General features: G+C 62.6%; 15 protein-coding genes. 10 read left to right on the top strand and 5 right to left on the bottom strand.

All coding sequences use genetic code 11. The features are described from left to right. Positions 1–29: 29 nt before the first annotated feature. The gene (locus tag KIP88_RS01080) at positions 30–1,112 is read left to right on the top strand and encodes an isocitrate/isopropylmalate dehydrogenase family protein (RefSeq protein WP_214485977.1); all 1,083 of its coding nucleotides are present in this window, start codon (positions 30–32) and stop codon (positions 1,110–1,112) included. 120 nt (positions 1,113–1,232) lie between these two features. Here the strand turns inward: KIP88_RS01080 and KIP88_RS01075 are convergent, their stop codons facing one another. From KIP88_RS01075 to KIP88_RS01065, 3 genes are all read right to left on the bottom strand, one after another. Further along, positions 1,233–2,054, bottom strand: a complete 822-nt coding sequence (locus KIP88_RS01075; protein WP_214485976.1) for an enoyl-CoA hydratase — start codon at positions 2,052–2,054, stop codon at positions 1,233–1,235. Between the two features lie 417 nt (positions 2,055–2,471). Beyond that, positions 2,472–2,867, bottom strand: a complete 396-nt coding sequence (locus tag KIP88_RS01070; protein WP_212418902.1) for a helix-turn-helix domain-containing protein — start codon at positions 2,865–2,867, stop codon at positions 2,472–2,474. 280 nt (positions 2,868–3,147) lie between these two features. Next, positions 3,148–3,417, bottom strand: a complete 270-nt coding sequence (locus KIP88_RS01065; protein ID WP_214485975.1) for a hypothetical protein — start codon at positions 3,415–3,417, stop codon at positions 3,148–3,150. A gap of 342 nt (positions 3,418–3,759) precedes the next feature. Between KIP88_RS01065 and KIP88_RS01060 the strand changes: the two genes are divergently transcribed. From KIP88_RS01060 to KIP88_RS01050, 3 genes are all read left to right on the top strand, one after another. Beyond that, entirely contained in the window at positions 3,760–4,758 is a 999-nt protein-coding gene (locus tag KIP88_RS01060) for a TRAP transporter substrate-binding protein (RefSeq protein ID WP_214485974.1), read from the top strand. Between the two features lie 142 nt (positions 4,759–4,900). Next, the gene (locus KIP88_RS01055; protein ID WP_214485973.1) at positions 4,901–5,416 is read left to right on the top strand and encodes a TRAP transporter small permease; all 516 of its coding nucleotides are present in this window, start codon (positions 4,901–4,903) and stop codon (positions 5,414–5,416) included. Beyond that, positions 5,413–6,732, top strand: a complete 1,320-nt coding sequence (locus KIP88_RS01050; RefSeq protein ID WP_214485972.1) for a TRAP transporter large permease — start codon at positions 5,413–5,415, stop codon at positions 6,730–6,732. Before KIP88_RS01055 ends, KIP88_RS01050 begins: the two co-directional genes overlap by 4 nt. Positions 6,733–6,748: 16 nt before the next feature. Here the strand turns inward: KIP88_RS01050 and KIP88_RS01045 are convergent, their stop codons facing one another. Then, complete coding sequence (locus KIP88_RS01045) at positions 6,749–8,257, bottom strand: sensor histidine kinase (protein ID WP_214486614.1); 1,509 nt, start codon at positions 8,255–8,257, stop codon at positions 6,749–6,751. 161 nt (positions 8,258–8,418) lie between these two features. Beyond that, the gene (locus KIP88_RS01040) at positions 8,419–9,693 is read right to left on the bottom strand and encodes a serine hydrolase (protein WP_214485971.1); all 1,275 of its coding nucleotides are present in this window, start codon (positions 9,691–9,693) and stop codon (positions 8,419–8,421) included. Positions 9,694–9,828: 135 nt separating this feature from the next. On the opposite strand from KIP88_RS01040, the gene KIP88_RS01035 reads away from it, so the two are divergent. From KIP88_RS01035 to KIP88_RS01010, 6 genes are all read left to right on the top strand, one after another. Further along, positions 9,829–10,743, top strand: a complete 915-nt coding sequence (locus KIP88_RS01035) for a dioxygenase (protein ID WP_214485970.1) — start codon at positions 9,829–9,831, stop codon at positions 10,741–10,743. Between the two features lie 339 nt (positions 10,744–11,082). Further along, a complete protein-coding gene (locus KIP88_RS01030; protein WP_214485969.1) occupies positions 11,083–12,402 on the top strand; it encodes a CmpA/NrtA family ABC transporter substrate-binding protein in 1,320 nt (439 codons plus the stop codon). Positions 12,403–12,468: 66 nt separating this feature from the next. Next, positions 12,469–13,377, top strand: coding sequence for a nitrate ABC transporter permease (gene ntrB / locus KIP88_RS01025; RefSeq protein ID WP_214485968.1), 909 nt, complete (start codon positions 12,469–12,471; stop codon positions 13,375–13,377). An 11-nt stretch (positions 13,378–13,388) separates the two neighbouring features. Beyond that, the gene (locus KIP88_RS01020) at positions 13,389–14,183 is read left to right on the top strand and encodes an ABC transporter ATP-binding protein (protein ID WP_214485967.1); all 795 of its coding nucleotides are present in this window, start codon (positions 13,389–13,391) and stop codon (positions 14,181–14,183) included. A 50-nt stretch (positions 14,184–14,233) separates the two neighbouring features. Further along, positions 14,234–14,659, top strand: coding sequence for a globin family protein (locus KIP88_RS01015; protein ID WP_214485966.1), 426 nt, complete (start codon positions 14,234–14,236; stop codon positions 14,657–14,659). Between the two features lie 9 nt (positions 14,660–14,668). Further along, the gene (locus tag KIP88_RS01010; RefSeq protein WP_214485965.1) at positions 14,669–15,886 is read left to right on the top strand and encodes an NAD(P)/FAD-dependent oxidoreductase; all 1,218 of its coding nucleotides are present in this window, start codon (positions 14,669–14,671) and stop codon (positions 15,884–15,886) included. Positions 15,887–15,894 lie beyond the last annotated feature (8 nt).

The raw sequence follows: 15,894 nt of genomic DNA, 5'->3' as shown, positions 1-15,894 counted from the left end.
TCCAGTCCGAATACTCCCAAGGAACCCCCATGTCCGCAAACAACGCCCTCCACATCGCCGTGCTCGGCGGCGATGGCATCGGCCCTGAAGTAATGACACCCGCGCTGGAAGTCCTGCGCAAGATCGAAGCGACCAGCGACCTCAAATTCCGCTTCACCGATGCCCCGGCCGGCGCCAACAATTATCTCGCGACCGGCAAATCGATGCCTGACAGCACCGTGCGGCTGTGCGAGGAAGCGGATGCCATCCTGCTCGGCGCCTGCGGCCTGCCGTCGGTGCGCTACCCTGACAACACCGAGATCGCCCCGCAGATCGAACTGCGCTTCCATTTCGACCTCTATGCCGGCGTGCGCCCGGCGCGGCTGATCCCGGGCGTGCCGAGCCCGATCGTCGGCGCCGACCAGCGCGGCATCGATCTTGTGCTGATCCGGGAATCGACCGAAGGCCTGTTCGCCTCGATGGGCAAGGGCGTCGTGACGGACACCGAAGCGCGCGAGACGCTGGTCATCACCCGTAAAACCTCGGAGCGCTTGTTCGAGTTTGCGTTCCGCCTCGCCGAACGGCGCAAGGCGCGCGGCAAGACCAATGGCGGCCTGACCTGCGTCGACAAGGCAAACGTGTTCAGGGCGTTCGCGTTCTTTCGCGAGATGTTCGATGAAGCCGCCAAACGCCATCCGGGCATCAAGGCGGACCGGGTCTATGTCGATGCCTGTTCGCTGATGATGGTGAAGCGTCCCTGGGACTTCGACGTCATGGTGACGGAGAACATGTTCGGCGACATTCTCTCCGACCTCGCCGCCGGCCTGATCGGCGGGCTGGGCATGGCGCCGTCAGCCGATATCGGCGATCGCTACGCCGTGTTCCAGCCCTGCCACGGCACCGCGCCTGATATCATGGGGCAGGGCAAAGCCAATCCCACCGCGATGATGCTTTCAGCCGCGATGATGCTGGACTGGCTCGCCGACAAGCACGGCCTCGAAAGCGCGGCAGAGGCCGGCGAGCGCATCGAGCGCGCGGTGGACAAGGCCTATGCTGATGGAATCAAGCCGATGGAATTCGGCGGCAGCAACGGCACGGCGGATATTACGAAAGCGGTGCTCGCGGCGCTGTGACGCCGACAAACGCGCCGTCATTGCGAGGAGCGTAGCGACGAAGCAATCCATTCTTTCTTTGCGCGGAGGCGTGGATTGCTTCGCTTCGCTCGCAATGACGAGAACGGGCAGCAGCCCGCGTTACCGTCCCTTGAACTGCGGCTTGCGCTTTTCCATGAAAGCCGTGCGCCCTTCGCGAAAATCTTCGCTATCCATGCAGGCCATGCCGATCGCCTTGATCGCGTCCATGTCGCGCTTGCTTTCGTCCTTCAACACTTCGGCAATCGTGATCTTGGCGGCCTTGATTGCCAGCGGCGCGTTGCCGGAAATGGTGCGCGCGATCTCCATGGTGGCGTCCCATAATTCCGCATCCGGCAGCATGCGGTCGACCAATCCGATCCGCAACGCTTCCGCGGCCTCGATCCGCATGCCCGTATACATGATGAGCCGCGCCCAGGATGGCCCGACCAGCGAGACCAGATGCTTGAGGCCGTCATAGCCATAGGCGATGCCGAGTTTTGCGGCGGGAATGCCGAACTGGCTGCTGTCGGAGGCGATACGGATGTCGGTGAGCATCGCGACCTGCATGCCGCCGCCGAGGCAGAAGCCGCGGATGCAGGCAATCGTCGGCTTCGGATAGCTCGCCAGCAGCGCACGCTGCGCCTCGCTCCGTTTCGAATATTCTTCCGAAGCCGCCGCGTTGTGGCGGGTCTTTTCGAACTGGCTGATATCGGCGCCCGAGACGAAGGCCTTGTCGCCGGCGCCGACCAGGATCACCACGCGGACGTCGGGATTGTCGCGCAGCCCGACCAGCGCATGGCCCAGGCCTTCCCACATCTCGAGCGACATCGCGTTGCGCTTGTCGGGATTGTTGAAGGTGATGACGCCGACGCCATCGCTGACGCTTTGCAGGATCTTGCCATCGGCATGGGATGTTTCGGCGCTTTTGGGGATGTCGAGCATCGGTTGCGGCTTTCAGTCGGGGACTTGGTCCATTGTCGGACGAGCGTCGCGCCGAGGTCAATCGCCGCATCTTGCATGGCGTCAAGACCGAAACAGGTGCCGGGAGGGATTAAGAGAGAGAGCGGGATTATGAGAGAGGAATGTGAGATGGGTGGCGCTGGGCCGGCCCACGCGCGAGGCGAGCATACGCGCACCGGTAGAGAGACTTTGCGGAGGTGAGAACCCGCAACTATTCGCCGGACCGTGCCGCGCAGCCTTCTTGCTGCGATACGGCCGGATTCCGCCACTTCGCGATGGCGACGAACCGATCTTGTTCCGGCCAGATCAAGATCAGGCCTAGCGCAGCAACAGGCTACCCGGCGATTTCTCGCGTCGATTGGTCGGGTCCGCGGTGCTGCGATCCAGGCGCGATAATGCCTAGCCCTCGTTGGCGGCGATCGATTCCATCAAGGACACCAGCTGACGCTGTACGGTCTGGTCCTTGATCTTGCTGTAGGCACGCAACAGCCTCAGGCTGAACGCGCTGTCCAGGAAGAGCAGGCTCTCGACTTCGCGCGCCTTGCCGTCGCCGTCGTAGAAGAACGTCACCGGCACGTCGAGCGCGGTAGCGATTGCCTGAAGACGAGCTGCGCCGACACGGTTGACGCCCTTCTCGTACTTCTGGACCTGCTGGAAGCTGACGCCGAGTTTATCGCCGAGCTCCGCTTGAGAGATTTTCTGTTCCACGCGCCGCAGGCGAATCCGCTTGCCCAATTCGATATCGGGTTTGCCGGCGCTGCGCTGTTTCATCTTTTTCGCTGCTGATCTGTTCATTCTGGTTTTACCGTCCTTCAATCGGGAAACCCTGGCAAAAGTAGGTCAGAGGTTCATCCGCATTTGCCGTGTTTAAAGTCAGTTCGAACCGTGAGGTTGTATAGAGAACCACAGGAATCCTGAGATATTACGGGATGGTAGCCAAACGCATGCGCGTATTGGAAGCATCCTGATACCGGCGCCGCCAACCACCTAAGGCTGTCGGCACCCGGGGCATTTGGCAAAAAACCCCGCCCTCTACATTTGACAAAATATTCGACAAACCACAACCACCGCGAGTTCAATGGCCACAGATTTTGGCCAGAATGCTTACTGTGTCGCGCTTAAGCACCGGATTTCTACGGGGTTTTCCGACCAATAATGCGATCGCTCGCAGCGCATGGCGGCTCGACATCAGCGTGCATCGCGTGAAATGCTCGCGGGCGGTGATGCCTGACAAAATGCAGCAACGTTCAGTTCCGGTTTTCAGATAAGGCATGACGGGAAATTGCGGTAAGCCGCGTGCTCGCACGTCATGCGTGCCTTTGTTGGAGCGGGCCAGATCCGACATCGCGCAACATTTGCGGCGTGTCGGTTGCCTGCGCAATGAACATCCCCGCCGGCGTCAAATGGAATCGCAAGACGTTGCCTAGGCAACTGATATGCCGGAAGCCGTGACGAGCGCTTGCGGCTGTTTGTGGACGGGGACACCGGTTCGGCCCGCGCTTCCAGGCGAGGTTTGCCGAAATGATTGCGATCATCGGCTCAGCCGTCTGCGGCCTATTGGCCCAGGTACTACTTAAATTGGCTTCCACAGCCGCACCGTTTTGCATACGCTTTGCGGTAGTGGCCGCATCATCGGCCAAGCCAAAGTTCCGCTTACAAGGGACGGGCATTACAGGGGAGGAACGCTATGAAGCGAAGAACCGTACTCGCGGGCCTTGGTGCGACGGCGGCTGCCGGCGTCTTGGGCATGCCATCGATCCTCAGGGCGCAAGCGCCCGTCACGCTCAACGGAGCCGTACAGTTCAACGACGACCACGCCTTCAACAGGGCGCTGCTGCGGTTCGAAGAGCTGGTGAAGAAGTACTACGGCAAGCCGATCAACTTCACGCTGCACCGCAACTCTTCGCTCGGCCTCGAAAAGCAGTATTTCGAGTACATGTCCCAGGGCAAGGCGGTCGATTACGGCATCGTCTCGCCGGCCCACATGTCGACCTTCGCCAAGGCGGCGCCGTTCATCGATGCGCCTTTTGTGTTCAAGGGCATCGAGCACATGAACAAGGTGGTCGAAGCGAATATCCTGGCGCCGGTCGCCGATGAAGTCGCGGCCAAGGCCGAGGTGGTTCTTATCGGTTATGCGGGCGGCGGCATCCGCAACATCTTCGCCAACAAGCCGCTCAAGAACCTTGCCGATCTCAAGGGTCTCAAGGTGCGCGTGCAGGGCGCCCCGATCTGGTCGAAGACGTTCGCAGCCGTCGGGATGAGCCCGACCGTGATCGCCTACAATGAAGTCTACAACGCCATCCAGAACGGTGTGATCTCGGCCGGCGAAAACGAGGCGGCCGGCGTCGAGGCGATGAAGTTCTACGAAGTAGCTCCCCACCTCAACCTGACGCAGCACGCGGTATCGATCCGGCCGATCTGCTTCTCGGTGAAAACGCTGAAGACCTTGCCGAAGGACTTGCAGGACGCGATCATGAAGGCCGGCAAGGAGGCGGGCGATTACGGCCGTCAACTGGAGTCGAGCGAGGAAGTCGTCAAGCTCGACACGCTGGAGAAGGCGGGCAAGCTCAAGCGCGTTCCGTTCGAGGAGCGCGACGCCATGAAGAAGCTCGCTGATCCCGTGATGGCCACCTACGCCAAGGAAATCGGCGCCGAGGGCATCTTCGAGAAGATCAACGTCGCGTAAGGCGTAAGGGGGCCGGCTCTTCGTTGCGACGACGCTGAATGCGTTTGCGCGGGGGCCTGAAATCGAACGACCGCCGAAAGCCTTCCGGGCAAGCCCCGCTTCTTGCCCGGATCGGCGGACTGGTATCCGAGACGGAGCCGAAATGACTGAAATGCCTGTGATGTCCCACCCGTCGCTATGGCGCCGAGCAACGGCAGCCTATGCAAAATTGCTGGAATTCCTGCTCGCCGCCTGCGTCGGCATTCTGGTCATTCCGGTCACGCTGCAGATCATCTCGCGCTACACGCCGCTCATCCCGTCCTACATCTGGACCGAGGAGATGGCGCGCTTCCTGTTCGTCTGGACGATCATGATCGGCGCCATGGTCGGCGTCAGAGAGGCGCAGCATTTCGAGGTCGACGTCTGGCCCGACCTGTCGCGACGGGCTGAGGCCGCGGTGCGGATTGCGGCCCGCCTCGGCATTTTGGCGATGGCGCTGGTGTTCGTGTGGGCCGGGCTCGAATTCACGCGCTTCGCCTGGAACCGAACGTCTGAACTGGCGGATCTGCCGCTCTGGCTGATCCATGTCGCCTGGCCGGTGGCCGGTGTGACGTGGATTGCATTTGCGGGTGAACAGATCGTCGATGAAGCGCGGATTCTGGTTGGGGCAAAACGATGAGTGGGAATATTCTTTCTGCCGGAGAGGCCGCACTGGTCCTGTTCGGGACTTTCATCGGCCTGCTCATTATTCGCGTGCCGGTCGCCTTTGCGCTCGGCCTTGCCTGTGTGCCGATCCTCTTGACCGAGCCGCGCCTGTCGATCATGACGCTCGCGCAGGAGACCTTCAACGCCTACAATTCGTTCATCCTGCTGGCGGTGCCGTTCTTTCTCCTGACCGCCAACCTGATGAGCATCGGCGGCATCACCGACCGCCTGGTCGCGTTGTCGCGCTCGATGGTCGGGCATTGGCCGGGATCGCTGGCGCAGATCAACGTCGTGCTGTCGGTGTTCTTTGCCGGCATCTCCGGCTCCTCCACCGCTGATGCGGCGAGCCAGTCCAAGATATTCATCGATGCGCAGACCAAGGAAGGCTACGACCTCTCGTTCTCCATCGCCATCACCGCGGTCTCGGCCGTGCTCGCCGTCATTATCCCGCCCTCGATCCTGATGATCGTGTGGGGCGGCCTGATCTCGACCTCGATCGCGGCGATGTACCTGGCCGGCATCATCCCCGGTCTCTTGATCGCAGGCGCGCAGATGGCGACGGTGCATGTTTATGCCGTGCGCCGCGGCTATCCGACCTATCCGAAGGACAGTTGGCGGGAGATGTGCTGCGCCATCTGGCGGTCGATACCGGCGCTGATGACGCCGTTCATCATTGTCGGCGGCATCCTGCTGGGATGGTTCACCGCCACCGAGTCCGCCTGCGTCGCGGTGGTTTACTCGGTGGCGCTGTCGGCGTTCTTCTACCGCGAAACCGGCTGGCGTGAGCTCTACAAGTCCCTGCTCGACACCGGGCGTCTGGCGGGTGTCGCGCTGTTTTGCGTCGGCACCGCGAGCGCCTTCGGCTGGCTGTTGGCCTACTACAAGATTCCGCAGGAGCTGCTGGCCAACGTCTCGACGTGGGGCATGGGCACCATCGGGGCCGGCTTCTTCATCGCCTTCTGCTTCCTGGTGGTGGGGTGTTTTCTCGACGCCATTCCGGCGATCGTCATCGTCGGCACCGTGCTCGAGCCGTTGGCGAAAGCGGTCGACCTCCATCCGGTGCAGTTTGCGATCATCTCGATCGTCTCGCTGGCTTTCGGGTTGGTCACGCCGCCCTATGGCCTGTGCCTGATGATCGCCTGCTCGATCGCAGGCGTGCGGCTGCGCTATGCGCTCAAGGACACGGCCATCATGCTGGTCCCGATGTTGCTGGTGTTGGCCGCGCTGATCATCTGGCCCGAGGTCTCGCTGTTTCTGCCGCGCTTGATCGTGCCGGAGATGCTGAAATAATATTCTTCGTGTCGAGCTATTCCTCCCTGTCGAGCGCACAGCTTATCGAGTAGACGACGCCGCGCGGCAGGAAGTCGACGGTTGCTTCGCCGCCGAGCTGGTCGCGCGCGCTGCGCTCGATCAGCCGCGAGCCGAAGCCGCGCTGCACCGGCGCCGTGACGGGCGGTCCGCCGGCCTCGGTCCAGATCAGCCGCAGCTTGCGCCCATCGCTTTCTTCGAGGATCTCCCAATCCACCGCGACGGTCCCGCTGTCGTTCGATAGCGCGCCGTATTTGGCGGCATTGGTTGCGATCTCGTGCACGATCATCGACAGCACCACGGCGAGCCGCGGCGACAGCGGAACCTGTGGTCCGAACATCCGCACCCGCTCCGGAGTGTTGAGCAGATAGGGCTGCAGCACCCGCGCAATCACTTCCCGCAACTCCGCGCCCTGCCATTTTTCCTGGCTCAGCAAATTGTGTGCCTCCGCCAGCGCGCCGAGCCTTCCCTCGAACTTCTCGCGCTCGGCCCGGCTCGCGCTGCGAAACGTCTGGGTGGCGATCGACTGCAGGACCGCGAGCGTATTCTTGACGCGGTGGTTGAGCTCCTCGATCAGGAGATTGTGGAGCATCTCGCCGCGGGCGATCTGGGTCGCCATCCGCACCGCAAAGGCGAGGCCGACCATCAGCAGAATGGCGCCCATCACGCTTGTTATCGCGAGGTTGCGCCAGAGCGGCGCGACCAGCGAGCTTTCGGCGACGCCTGCGGCAACCGTCCAACCGGTGAGCGAGGAGCGGGCGAAGCTCGTAATCAGCGGCACGCCCTCGAGCGATATCGTCGGCACGGTCGCTTCGGGAATGTGGAACATCTGCGCATAGAGCGAGGGCGATGCACGCTTGCCGATGGTCTCCTGCGGGTTCGGCACGCGCGCGAAGTTGGTGCCTTCGCCGTCGAAGATCGAGATCGTCCAGTCCTTGCTCGGCCGTTGCTGCTCGACCATGGCCTGGAAGACCTCGATCGGCGGGCTGAAGGAGATGTCGTAGAGCACCTCGTTGTCGCGAATGACAGGTACTTCGACCGTGACGATCAGCTGTTTCTTGACCGACCCGAAGAACAGGTTGGAATAGACCGGCTTCTTTTCCGCGAAGACCTTGTCGACCATGGCACGGTTGCTGCGAAGCGGCAGGCTTGCCGTATCCGGGTTAAGCGAGGAGAACACCTGGCGGCCTTCGCGGTCCGCCACCAGCACGACGCCGCCTTCGCCATACTGGTCGAGGAAGCCCTGGCAGATGCGGCGGAATCCTTCAAAATCCTGGTCGCGCAGTGCGTTTGTCAGCGACAACACCTGGAGCGCGCCGGTGATCCGCTGCATCTCCGAGTCGAGCACGAGGCGAATGCTGCGAACCGTTTCAAGCACGCGTTGTGTCGCGTTCTGGCGGTCCTGCTTGTAATTGTTGTACGTGATGCCGGCCGCGAAAATGATCAGCGGCAGCGTGGTTCCCGCAACCAGAAGGACGAGACGCACTGGCAGTGAAAGTTTTGGCAACGCAAGCCCCGGATCGGCGCCCAGTCGACGAAGCATAGGAGAAGCCGCCGAATTTCGCCAAGGAGATTAAAGGGATATCGAGAGGAATTGACCCGGCACTTTGGCGGTTGCGCCGGGCTCCGTGACTGCCTGAGTGCACCGCGGAACCCGGATTACTTCCCTCAAAGATTACTGTCGGTGATCGCGGCGTACACCATGGTGCGCAGCTCGCGGCGCAACGGATAGGCGCTCGACGGCAGCACCTGCGTCATGAAGATCGTGATCAGCTCTTCCGCCGGGTCGATGAAGAACGAGGTCGTCGCCGCGCCGCCCCAGTTGAACTCGCCGGGGCTGCCGGCGATCAGCGTCTGCGCCGGGTTCATGGTGACGGCAAAGCCGAGCCCAAAGCCGATGCCGTTGTAGGCGGCTTCCGAGAACAGCGAGCGCGACATCGCCGGCAGGTCAACGCCGCCGGGCAGGTGGTTCGACGTCATCAGCTTCAAGGTCTTCGGGCCCAGCAGCCTGATGCCGTCGAGCTCACCGCCATTGAGCAGCGCCCGGCAGAAGGTCAGGTAGTCGGCCACGGTCGAGCACAGGCCGCCGCCGCCGGAGATGAAGGAGGGCGGCTCCAGGAACGAGCTCGTCGTCGGATCGTCCTGCAACGTCAGCGTGCCCTTGCGCTCGGTGGCATGGAACGTCATGCCGCCTTGCGGATCGGCCGAATAGCAAGCCGCGAAACGATGCGCCTTGTCCTTCGGCACGAAGAAATCGGTGTCGTTCATGCCGAGTGGATCGAGGATCCGCTCTTTGAGGAACTGCTCGAACGGCTTGCCGCTGATCAGGCCGACGAGATAGCCGATCACGTCGGTGGCAACGGAGTAGTTCCAGGCCTCGCCCGGCGAAAACTCCAGCGGGATTTTCGCGAGGTCGTCGATCATGCCTTGCAGCGTGCCGGCCTTGATCACTTCGCCGATCTTGTTCTCGCGATAGGCGGCATCGACATTGCCGCGCTGCTGGAAGCCATACGTCAGGCCCGAGGTGTGGCGCAGCAGGTCCACGATCAGCATCGGCCGCGCCGGCGGACGGCTCAGGAAGGCGGGATGCGTACCGGCCACGAACACGCCGAGGTTCTTCCATTCCGGAATGTATTTGTGCACGGGCTCGTCCAGCGCGACGCGGCCTTCCTCGACCAGCATCATGAAAGCTACGCTCGTGAGCGGCTTGGTCATCGAATAGATGCGGAAGATCGTGTCGTCCTTCACCGGCGCCTTGCGCTCCACGTCGGCAAAGCCCTGCACGGTCGAATGGACGACCTTGCCGCGGCGATAGATCAGGAGCTGCGTCCCCGGGAAGCGCCCGCCGTCGACATAGCGCTGCTTTAGGTGATTTTCGAGGCGATCGAGCGCAGCCTTGGACATTCCGGCAGATTCGGGCGAGGCGGGCGTAGGGGCTAACATCGGCGCTGATCTCCGGCTGGCGAGGCGACCTTGATAGCCGAAAAGTGTGCTCCATTCCAACCAGCCGCGCTTACCCGGCGCGGGGCGCTGGTATAGGCTGACGCCAGCCTTCGTCTATCCCGCAGGACAGCAAAAATGCGCCAATTCAGCGAAACCGAACTGACCGCCGCCGTAATCAGCAGTTTCAACGATACGCCGGATCCGCGCGCCAAATTTCTGCTGCAGGAACTGGTGAAGTCGCTGCACGACTATGTCCGCAGGACCGATCTCACCTTCGAGGAGTGGGAGGTTGCGATCGATTTCCTGACCCGGACCGGCCAGAAGTGCACCCCGATCCGGCAGGAGTTCATCCTGCTCTCCGACGTGCTCGGCGTGTCGATGCTGGTCGATGCCGTGAACCACAGGGAGCGCGAGGGCGCCACCGAGACCACCGTGCTCGGCCCGTTCTATGTCGGCGAGCACAAGGTGACGCCGCATGGCACCGATATCTCGGCCAGTCTGCCGGGCGAGCGGATGTTCGTGCAGAGCCGCGTCACCGACCTCCAGGGCAAGCCGCTGGCTGACGTGCCGGTGGACGTCTGGCACGCCGATGACGACGGCTTCTATGATTCCCAGAAGCCGGCCTATGAGACGGAAGGGCCGTCGTCACGGGCGCGCTTCATGACCGACGCCGATGGAAGGTTCTTCTTCCGCACCATCCTGCCGTGCAGCTATCCCATCCCCACCGACGGCCCGGTCGGCGAAATGATCGTGCAGTCCCGCCGCCACGCGATGCGGCCGGCCCATGTCCATTTCCTGGTCGACGCGCCCGGCCACCAGCCGCTGATCACTCACGTTTTCATGGACGGCGACAAATATCTCGATTCCGACGTGGTGTTCGGGGTCAAGGACGAGCTTGTCGCGAGAATCGAAAAGCGCACCGATCCAACGATGCCGGACGGCAAGCCGGCGGCCGCGCCGTGGCACCTCATGACCTACGAATTCCGGATGAAGCCGGGCGAGGGAAGCGCGCCGAAACCGATGATGGCGAAGACCACCGAGGACGCGTAGTGCGGGATGTTCTACCGCTTGCTCAATTCTTGTGCGCCGCACAAGAATTGAGCGAATCGCAAATTTGGAAAGCTGTGACTGGTTCCTGACCGGCGCCTATTTTTTCGGCAACTTTCCGACAATGTACTGATACCAAAAAGTTTTTTACGCTGCACGAGGCTTGGCACGGAGCTTGAATAGCTAGTGCTGACGCCATCGATGCCGTCCCTTGAGACCACTCATCCGAATTGTGACGCCGCCATTCCGGGGCCTCCCTGGAACACGCCTTTGCGCGCCTGGCGCGGTGACCCAATCGGACGGCCCCGTTTCACGCACTGACGCAAAAGGACAATGACGCCCATGACGAAGCCCACCAATCCAACCTCACGCCGCGGTTTCAGCCGCCGCCAGCTCCTGAAGGCGACCGGTGGCACGGCAGCACTGCTCGCCGCCGCCAAGCTGAACTTCCCCGCCGGGGCCTTCGCACAAGGCGCGGGTCCGGAAGTCACCAAGGCGACGCTCGGGTTCATCGCGCTGAGCGACGCCGGTCCGCTGTTCGTCGCCAAGGACAAGGGGCTGTTCGCCAAATACGGCATGCCGGATGTCGAAGTCGCCAAGCAGGCGTCATGGGGCACGACCCGCGACAACCTCGTGCTCGGCTCGGAAGGCAACGGCATCGACGGCGCGCACATCCTGACGCCGATGCCGTATTTGATCTCGGCCGGCAAGGTGACGCAGAACAATGTGCCGACGCCGATGTACATCCTGGCGCGGCTCAATCTCGATGCGCAGTGCATCTCGGTCGCCAAGGAACATGCCGAGCTCAAGGTTGGCGTCGATGCCTCGCCGCTCAAGGCGGTGTTCGAGCAGAAGAAAGCCGCCGGCAAATCGGCCAAGGTTGCGATGACCTTCCCGGGCGGCACGCACGATCTCTGGATTCGCTACTGGCTCGCCGCCGGCGGCATCGATCCCGACAAGGATGTCGAGACCATCACGGTGCCGCCGCCGCAAATGGTCGCCAACATGAAGGTCGGCACCATGGATGCCTTCTGTGTCGGCGAGCCATGGCCCGGACAATTGGTCCATCAGGGCATCGGCTATACCGCGATCAACACCGGCGAAATCTGGAGCAAGCACCCGGAAAAATCGCTCGGCATGCGCGCAGCTTGGGTCGACAAGAATCCGAAAGCCGCCAAGGCGATCCTGATGGCGGTCATGGAGGCGCAGCAATGGGCCGACAAGATGGAGAACAAGGACGAACTCGCCACCATCATGGGCAAGCGGCAGTGGATCAACTGCCCGGTCGAAGACATCGCCGATCGCGCCAAGGGCAAGTTCAACTACGGCATTCCCGGCAAGGTCGTCGAGAACTCGCCGCACATCATGAAGTACTGGCGCGATTTCGCCTCCTATCCGTTCCAGAGCCACGATCTCTGGTTCATGACCGAAGACATCCGCTGGGGCAAATATGAAGCGGGCTTCGACAGCAAGGCGCTGATCGGCAAGGTCAACCGCGAGGATATGTGGCGCGACGCCGCAAAGACGCTCGGCGTCGCTGCGGCGGATATTCCGGCTTCGACCTCGCGCGGCAAGGAGACCTTCTTCGACGGCAAGGTGTTCGATCCGGAAAACCCGGCTGCGTATCTGAAGTCCCTGTCGATCAAACGTGTTGATGTCTGATCAAGCCCGGGCCGCGCGTAAAGCAGCGAGCGGCCCGCCTTTTTTGAACACGGAGATATGATTTCAATGTCGATGCCCGCGATCAAAGCCGATGCCACCACGGTGGCCATTCCGACCGCGTCGCCGACTGCGGCGGCGCCAGTGGTCACGATGACGCCGAAGCAGGCGCCTCGTGCCGAGAAGTACATCAAGATGGCGAAAGAGGCCGCGGTGCGCGTCGTGCCGCCGCTGATCGTGCTCGCGCTATTGATGCTGTTCTGGGAGCTGGTCTGCCGCCGCACCGGCTCGACCCTGCCGCCGCCGTCGCGCGTCTTCAAGGAAACCAAGGAACTGATCTTCGATCCGTTCTTCGATCGCGGCGGCATCGACAAGGGCCTGTTCTGGCATTTGTCCGCTTCGCTTCAGCGCGTCGCGTTCGGCTATTCGATCGCCGCTGTCGTCGGCATCGGGCTTGGCACGCTGGTCGGGCAGTCGGTATGGGCGATGCGGGGGCTCGATCCGCTGTTTCAGGTGCTGCGCACCATTCCGCCGCTGGCATGGCTGCCGCTGTCGCTCGCCGCGTTCCGTGACGGCCAGCCCTCGGCGATCTTCGTCATCTTCATCACCTCGGTCTGGCCGATCATCATCAACACCGCGGTTGGCATTCGCAACATCCCGCAGGACTATCGCAACGTCGCAGCGGTCGTGCAGCTCAATCCGCTGGAGTTCTTCTCCAAGATCATGATCCCGGCGGCGGCGCCCTACATCTTCACGGGCCTTCGCATCGGCATCGGCCTGTCGTGGCTTGCGATCGTAGCAGCAGAGATGCTGATCGGCGGCGTCGGCATCGGCTTCTTCATCTGGGACGCCTGGAATTCCTCGCACATCAGCGAAATCATCCTGGCGCTGTTCTACGTTGGCATCATCGGCTTCGTGCTCGACCGCCTGATCGCGGGACTGGCGAAGATCGTGACCCGCGGCACCGCGCTGAACTGAAGGAGCATGTCATGCACGCCTATCTGAAGCTCGACCACATCGACAAGACCTTCACCCGCGGCAACGCCACCACCGAGGTGCTGAAGGACATCAACCTGACGATCGACAAGGGCGAATACGTCTCGATCATCGGCCATTCCGGCTGCGGCAAGTCCACGCTGCTCAACATTGTCGCCGGCCTCACCGACACCACCCAGGGCTGCGTGCTCTTGGAGAACCGCGAGGTCAATTCGCCGGGACCGGACCGCGCGGTGGTGTTCCAGAACCACAGCCTGCTGCCGTGGCTGACGGTCTATGAGAACGTCCGGCTCGGCGTCGACAAGGTGTTCGCCTCGACCAAGACCCGGGCCGAGCGCGACGCCTGGGTGATGCACAATCTCAACCTTGTGCAGATGGCGCATGCCAAGGACAAGCGTCCGTCCGAAGTGTCCGGCGGCATGAAGCAGCGCGTCGGCATCGCGCGTGCGCTCGCCATGGAGCCGAAGGTGCTGCTGCTCGACGAGCCCTTCGGCGCGCTCGACGCGCTGACCCGCGCGCATCTGCAGGACTCGGTGATGGCGCTGCACCAGAAGCTCGGCAACACCATCCTGATGATCACCCACGACGTCGACGAGGCCGTGCTGCTGTCGGACCGCATCGTGATGATGACCAACGGTCCCAGCGCACGGATCGGGGAAGTGCTGGAAGTGCCGCTGGCACGCCCGCGCAAGCGACTGGAGCTTGCGACCAACGCCGGTTACCTCAAGTGCCGGCAGCGCGTGCTCGAGTTCCTCTACGAGCGGCACCGCTTCGTCGAAGCGGCCTGAATTTTGCTTGGTCCCGTGCGGGCGGGGCTTGGAAGAGGCAGGAGAAGGAAATGACACCTGAGCAAGTCAATCTCGTGCAGCAAAGTTTCACCAAGGTCGCTCCGATTTCCGAACAGGCCGCCGTGTTGTTCTACGACCGCCTGTTCGAAGTCGCTCCCTCGGTCAAGGCGATGTTTCCCGCCGACATGACGGAACAGCGCAAGAAGCTGATGGGAACGCTCGCCGTCGTGGTCAACGGCCTCGGCGATCTCGGGTCGGTGTTGCCGGCCGCCAGCGCATTGGCAAAGCGTCACGTCTCCTATGGCGCCAAGCCCGAACACTATCCCGTGGTCGGCGGGACGCTGTTGTGGACGCTCGAAAAAGGGCTCGGCGAGGCCTGGACTCCCGAAATCGCCGATGCCTGGACCGCCGCTTACGGCACGCTGTCCGGTTACATGATCTCGGAAGCCTACGGCAGCGCTCAAGCCGCCGAGTGAGGATGCGTCATGAGCGAACCGCTTGTCATCGTCGGCAACGGCATGGCCGCTGCCCGTCTGGTCGATGAATTGGCCAAGGTGGCGTTGGGCCGCTACGCCATCGCCGTGATCGGCGACGAGCCGCGGCTCGCCTATAATCGCGTGCTGTTGTCGTCGGTACTGGCCGGCGAGACCACGTCGCAGGACATCGAGCTTCGGCCGGCCTCCTGGTGGCGCGACCGCGGCGTCACCCTGAAATATGGCTGCACGGCCACCGAGATCGATGTCGGCCGGCGCGAACTCAAGATCGAGAATGACGAGAGCGTTCCGTTTTCGAAACTGGTGCTGACCACCGGCTCGTCGCCGTTGCGGCTCAACGTGCCGGGCGCCGACCTCGCCGGCGTGCATACGTTCCGCGACAGCCGGGACGTCGATCTTCTTCTGACGCTGGCGGCGCAGAAGAAGCGCGTGGTGGTGGTCGGCGGCGGATTGTTGGGCCTCGAAGCGGCCTACGGCCTCGCCAAAGCCGGCGCGCCGGTGACGCTGGTGCATCTGATGGACCGCCTGATGGAGCGCCAACTCGACGCCCCCGCGGCCGAACTCTTGAAATCCCTCGTCGAGCGCAAGGGGATCGAAATCCTGCTCAATGCCAATACCGCGCGCATACATGGCGAGACGCGCGTCGAAGGCGTCGAACTGGCGGACGGCCGGCGGATCGACGCCGATGCCGTGATCTTTGCAGCAGGCATTCGGCCGAACATCACGCTGGCAAAGGAAGCCGGCATTGCCGTCAACCGTGGCATCGTGATCGACGACCACCTGCGGACCGGTGCGCCGGATGTATTCGCGATCGGCGAATGCGCCGAGCATCGCGGCATCTGCTACGGGCTGGTCGAGCCGGCCTATGAGCAGGCGAGGGCGCTGGCGCGGCATCTCGCCGGCCGGGAAGCCTGCTATGCCGGCAGCATCGTCGCGACCAATTTGAAGGTCTCCGGTGTCAGCGTGTTCTCCGCCGGCGATTTCATGGGCGGCGACGGCAGCGAGACCATCGTGCTCTCGGATCTCAATCACGGCACCTACAAGAAGCTGGTGATTGCGGACGGGCGATTGACCGGTGCGGTCCTGATCGGCGATGTCGGCGACGCGCTCTGGTATCTCGAACTGATCCGCACGCGGCAGCCGACGCAAAGAATTCGCGCCGACATGATGTTCGGCCGCTCGCTCGCCATTCGTTCGGAAGCTGCATGATCCGGTTG

The sequence above is a fragment of the Bradyrhizobium sp. SRL28 genome, from assembly GCF_018596315.1.
Lineage (GTDB): Bacteria > Pseudomonadota > Alphaproteobacteria > Rhizobiales > Xanthobacteraceae > Bradyrhizobium.
Note: the sequence above shows the minus strand (reverse complement) of the source record. Positions and strands in the feature narration are given on the sequence as shown.

Bases quoted from the DNA above. Each gene is read 5' to 3' on its own strand.
- KIP88_RS01080 (WP_214485977.1), top strand. From the start codon at position 30: ATGTCCGCAAACAACGCCCTCCACATCGCCGTGCTCGGCGGCGATGGC.
- KIP88_RS01075 (WP_214485976.1), bottom strand. From the start codon at position 2,054: ATGCTCGACATCCCCAAAAGCGCCGAAACATCCCATGCCGATGGCAAG.
- KIP88_RS01070 (WP_212418902.1), bottom strand. From the start codon at position 2,867: ATGAACAGATCAGCAGCGAAAAAGATGAAACAGCGCAGCGCCGGCAAA.
- KIP88_RS01065 (WP_214485975.1), bottom strand. From the start codon at position 3,417: ATGTCGGATCTGGCCCGCTCCAACAAAGGCACGCATGACGTGCGAGCA.
- KIP88_RS01060 (WP_214485974.1), top strand. From the start codon at position 3,760: ATGAAGCGAAGAACCGTACTCGCGGGCCTTGGTGCGACGGCGGCTGCC.
- KIP88_RS01055 (WP_214485973.1), top strand. From the start codon at position 4,901: ATGACTGAAATGCCTGTGATGTCCCACCCGTCGCTATGGCGCCGAGCA.
- KIP88_RS01050 (WP_214485972.1), top strand. From the start codon at position 5,413: ATGAGTGGGAATATTCTTTCTGCCGGAGAGGCCGCACTGGTCCTGTTC.
- KIP88_RS01040 (WP_214485971.1), bottom strand. From the start codon at position 9,693: ATGTTAGCCCCTACGCCCGCCTCGCCCGAATCTGCCGGAATGTCCAAG.
- KIP88_RS01035 (WP_214485970.1), top strand. From the start codon at position 9,829: ATGCGCCAATTCAGCGAAACCGAACTGACCGCCGCCGTAATCAGCAGT.
- KIP88_RS01030 (WP_214485969.1), top strand. From the start codon at position 11,083: ATGACGAAGCCCACCAATCCAACCTCACGCCGCGGTTTCAGCCGCCGC.
- ntrB (WP_214485968.1), top strand. From the start codon at position 12,469: ATGTCGATGCCCGCGATCAAAGCCGATGCCACCACGGTGGCCATTCCG.
- KIP88_RS01020 (WP_214485967.1), top strand. From the start codon at position 13,389: ATGCACGCCTATCTGAAGCTCGACCACATCGACAAGACCTTCACCCGC.
- KIP88_RS01015 (WP_214485966.1), top strand. From the start codon at position 14,234: ATGACACCTGAGCAAGTCAATCTCGTGCAGCAAAGTTTCACCAAGGTC.
- KIP88_RS01010 (WP_214485965.1), top strand. From the start codon at position 14,669: ATGAGCGAACCGCTTGTCATCGTCGGCAACGGCATGGCCGCTGCCCGT.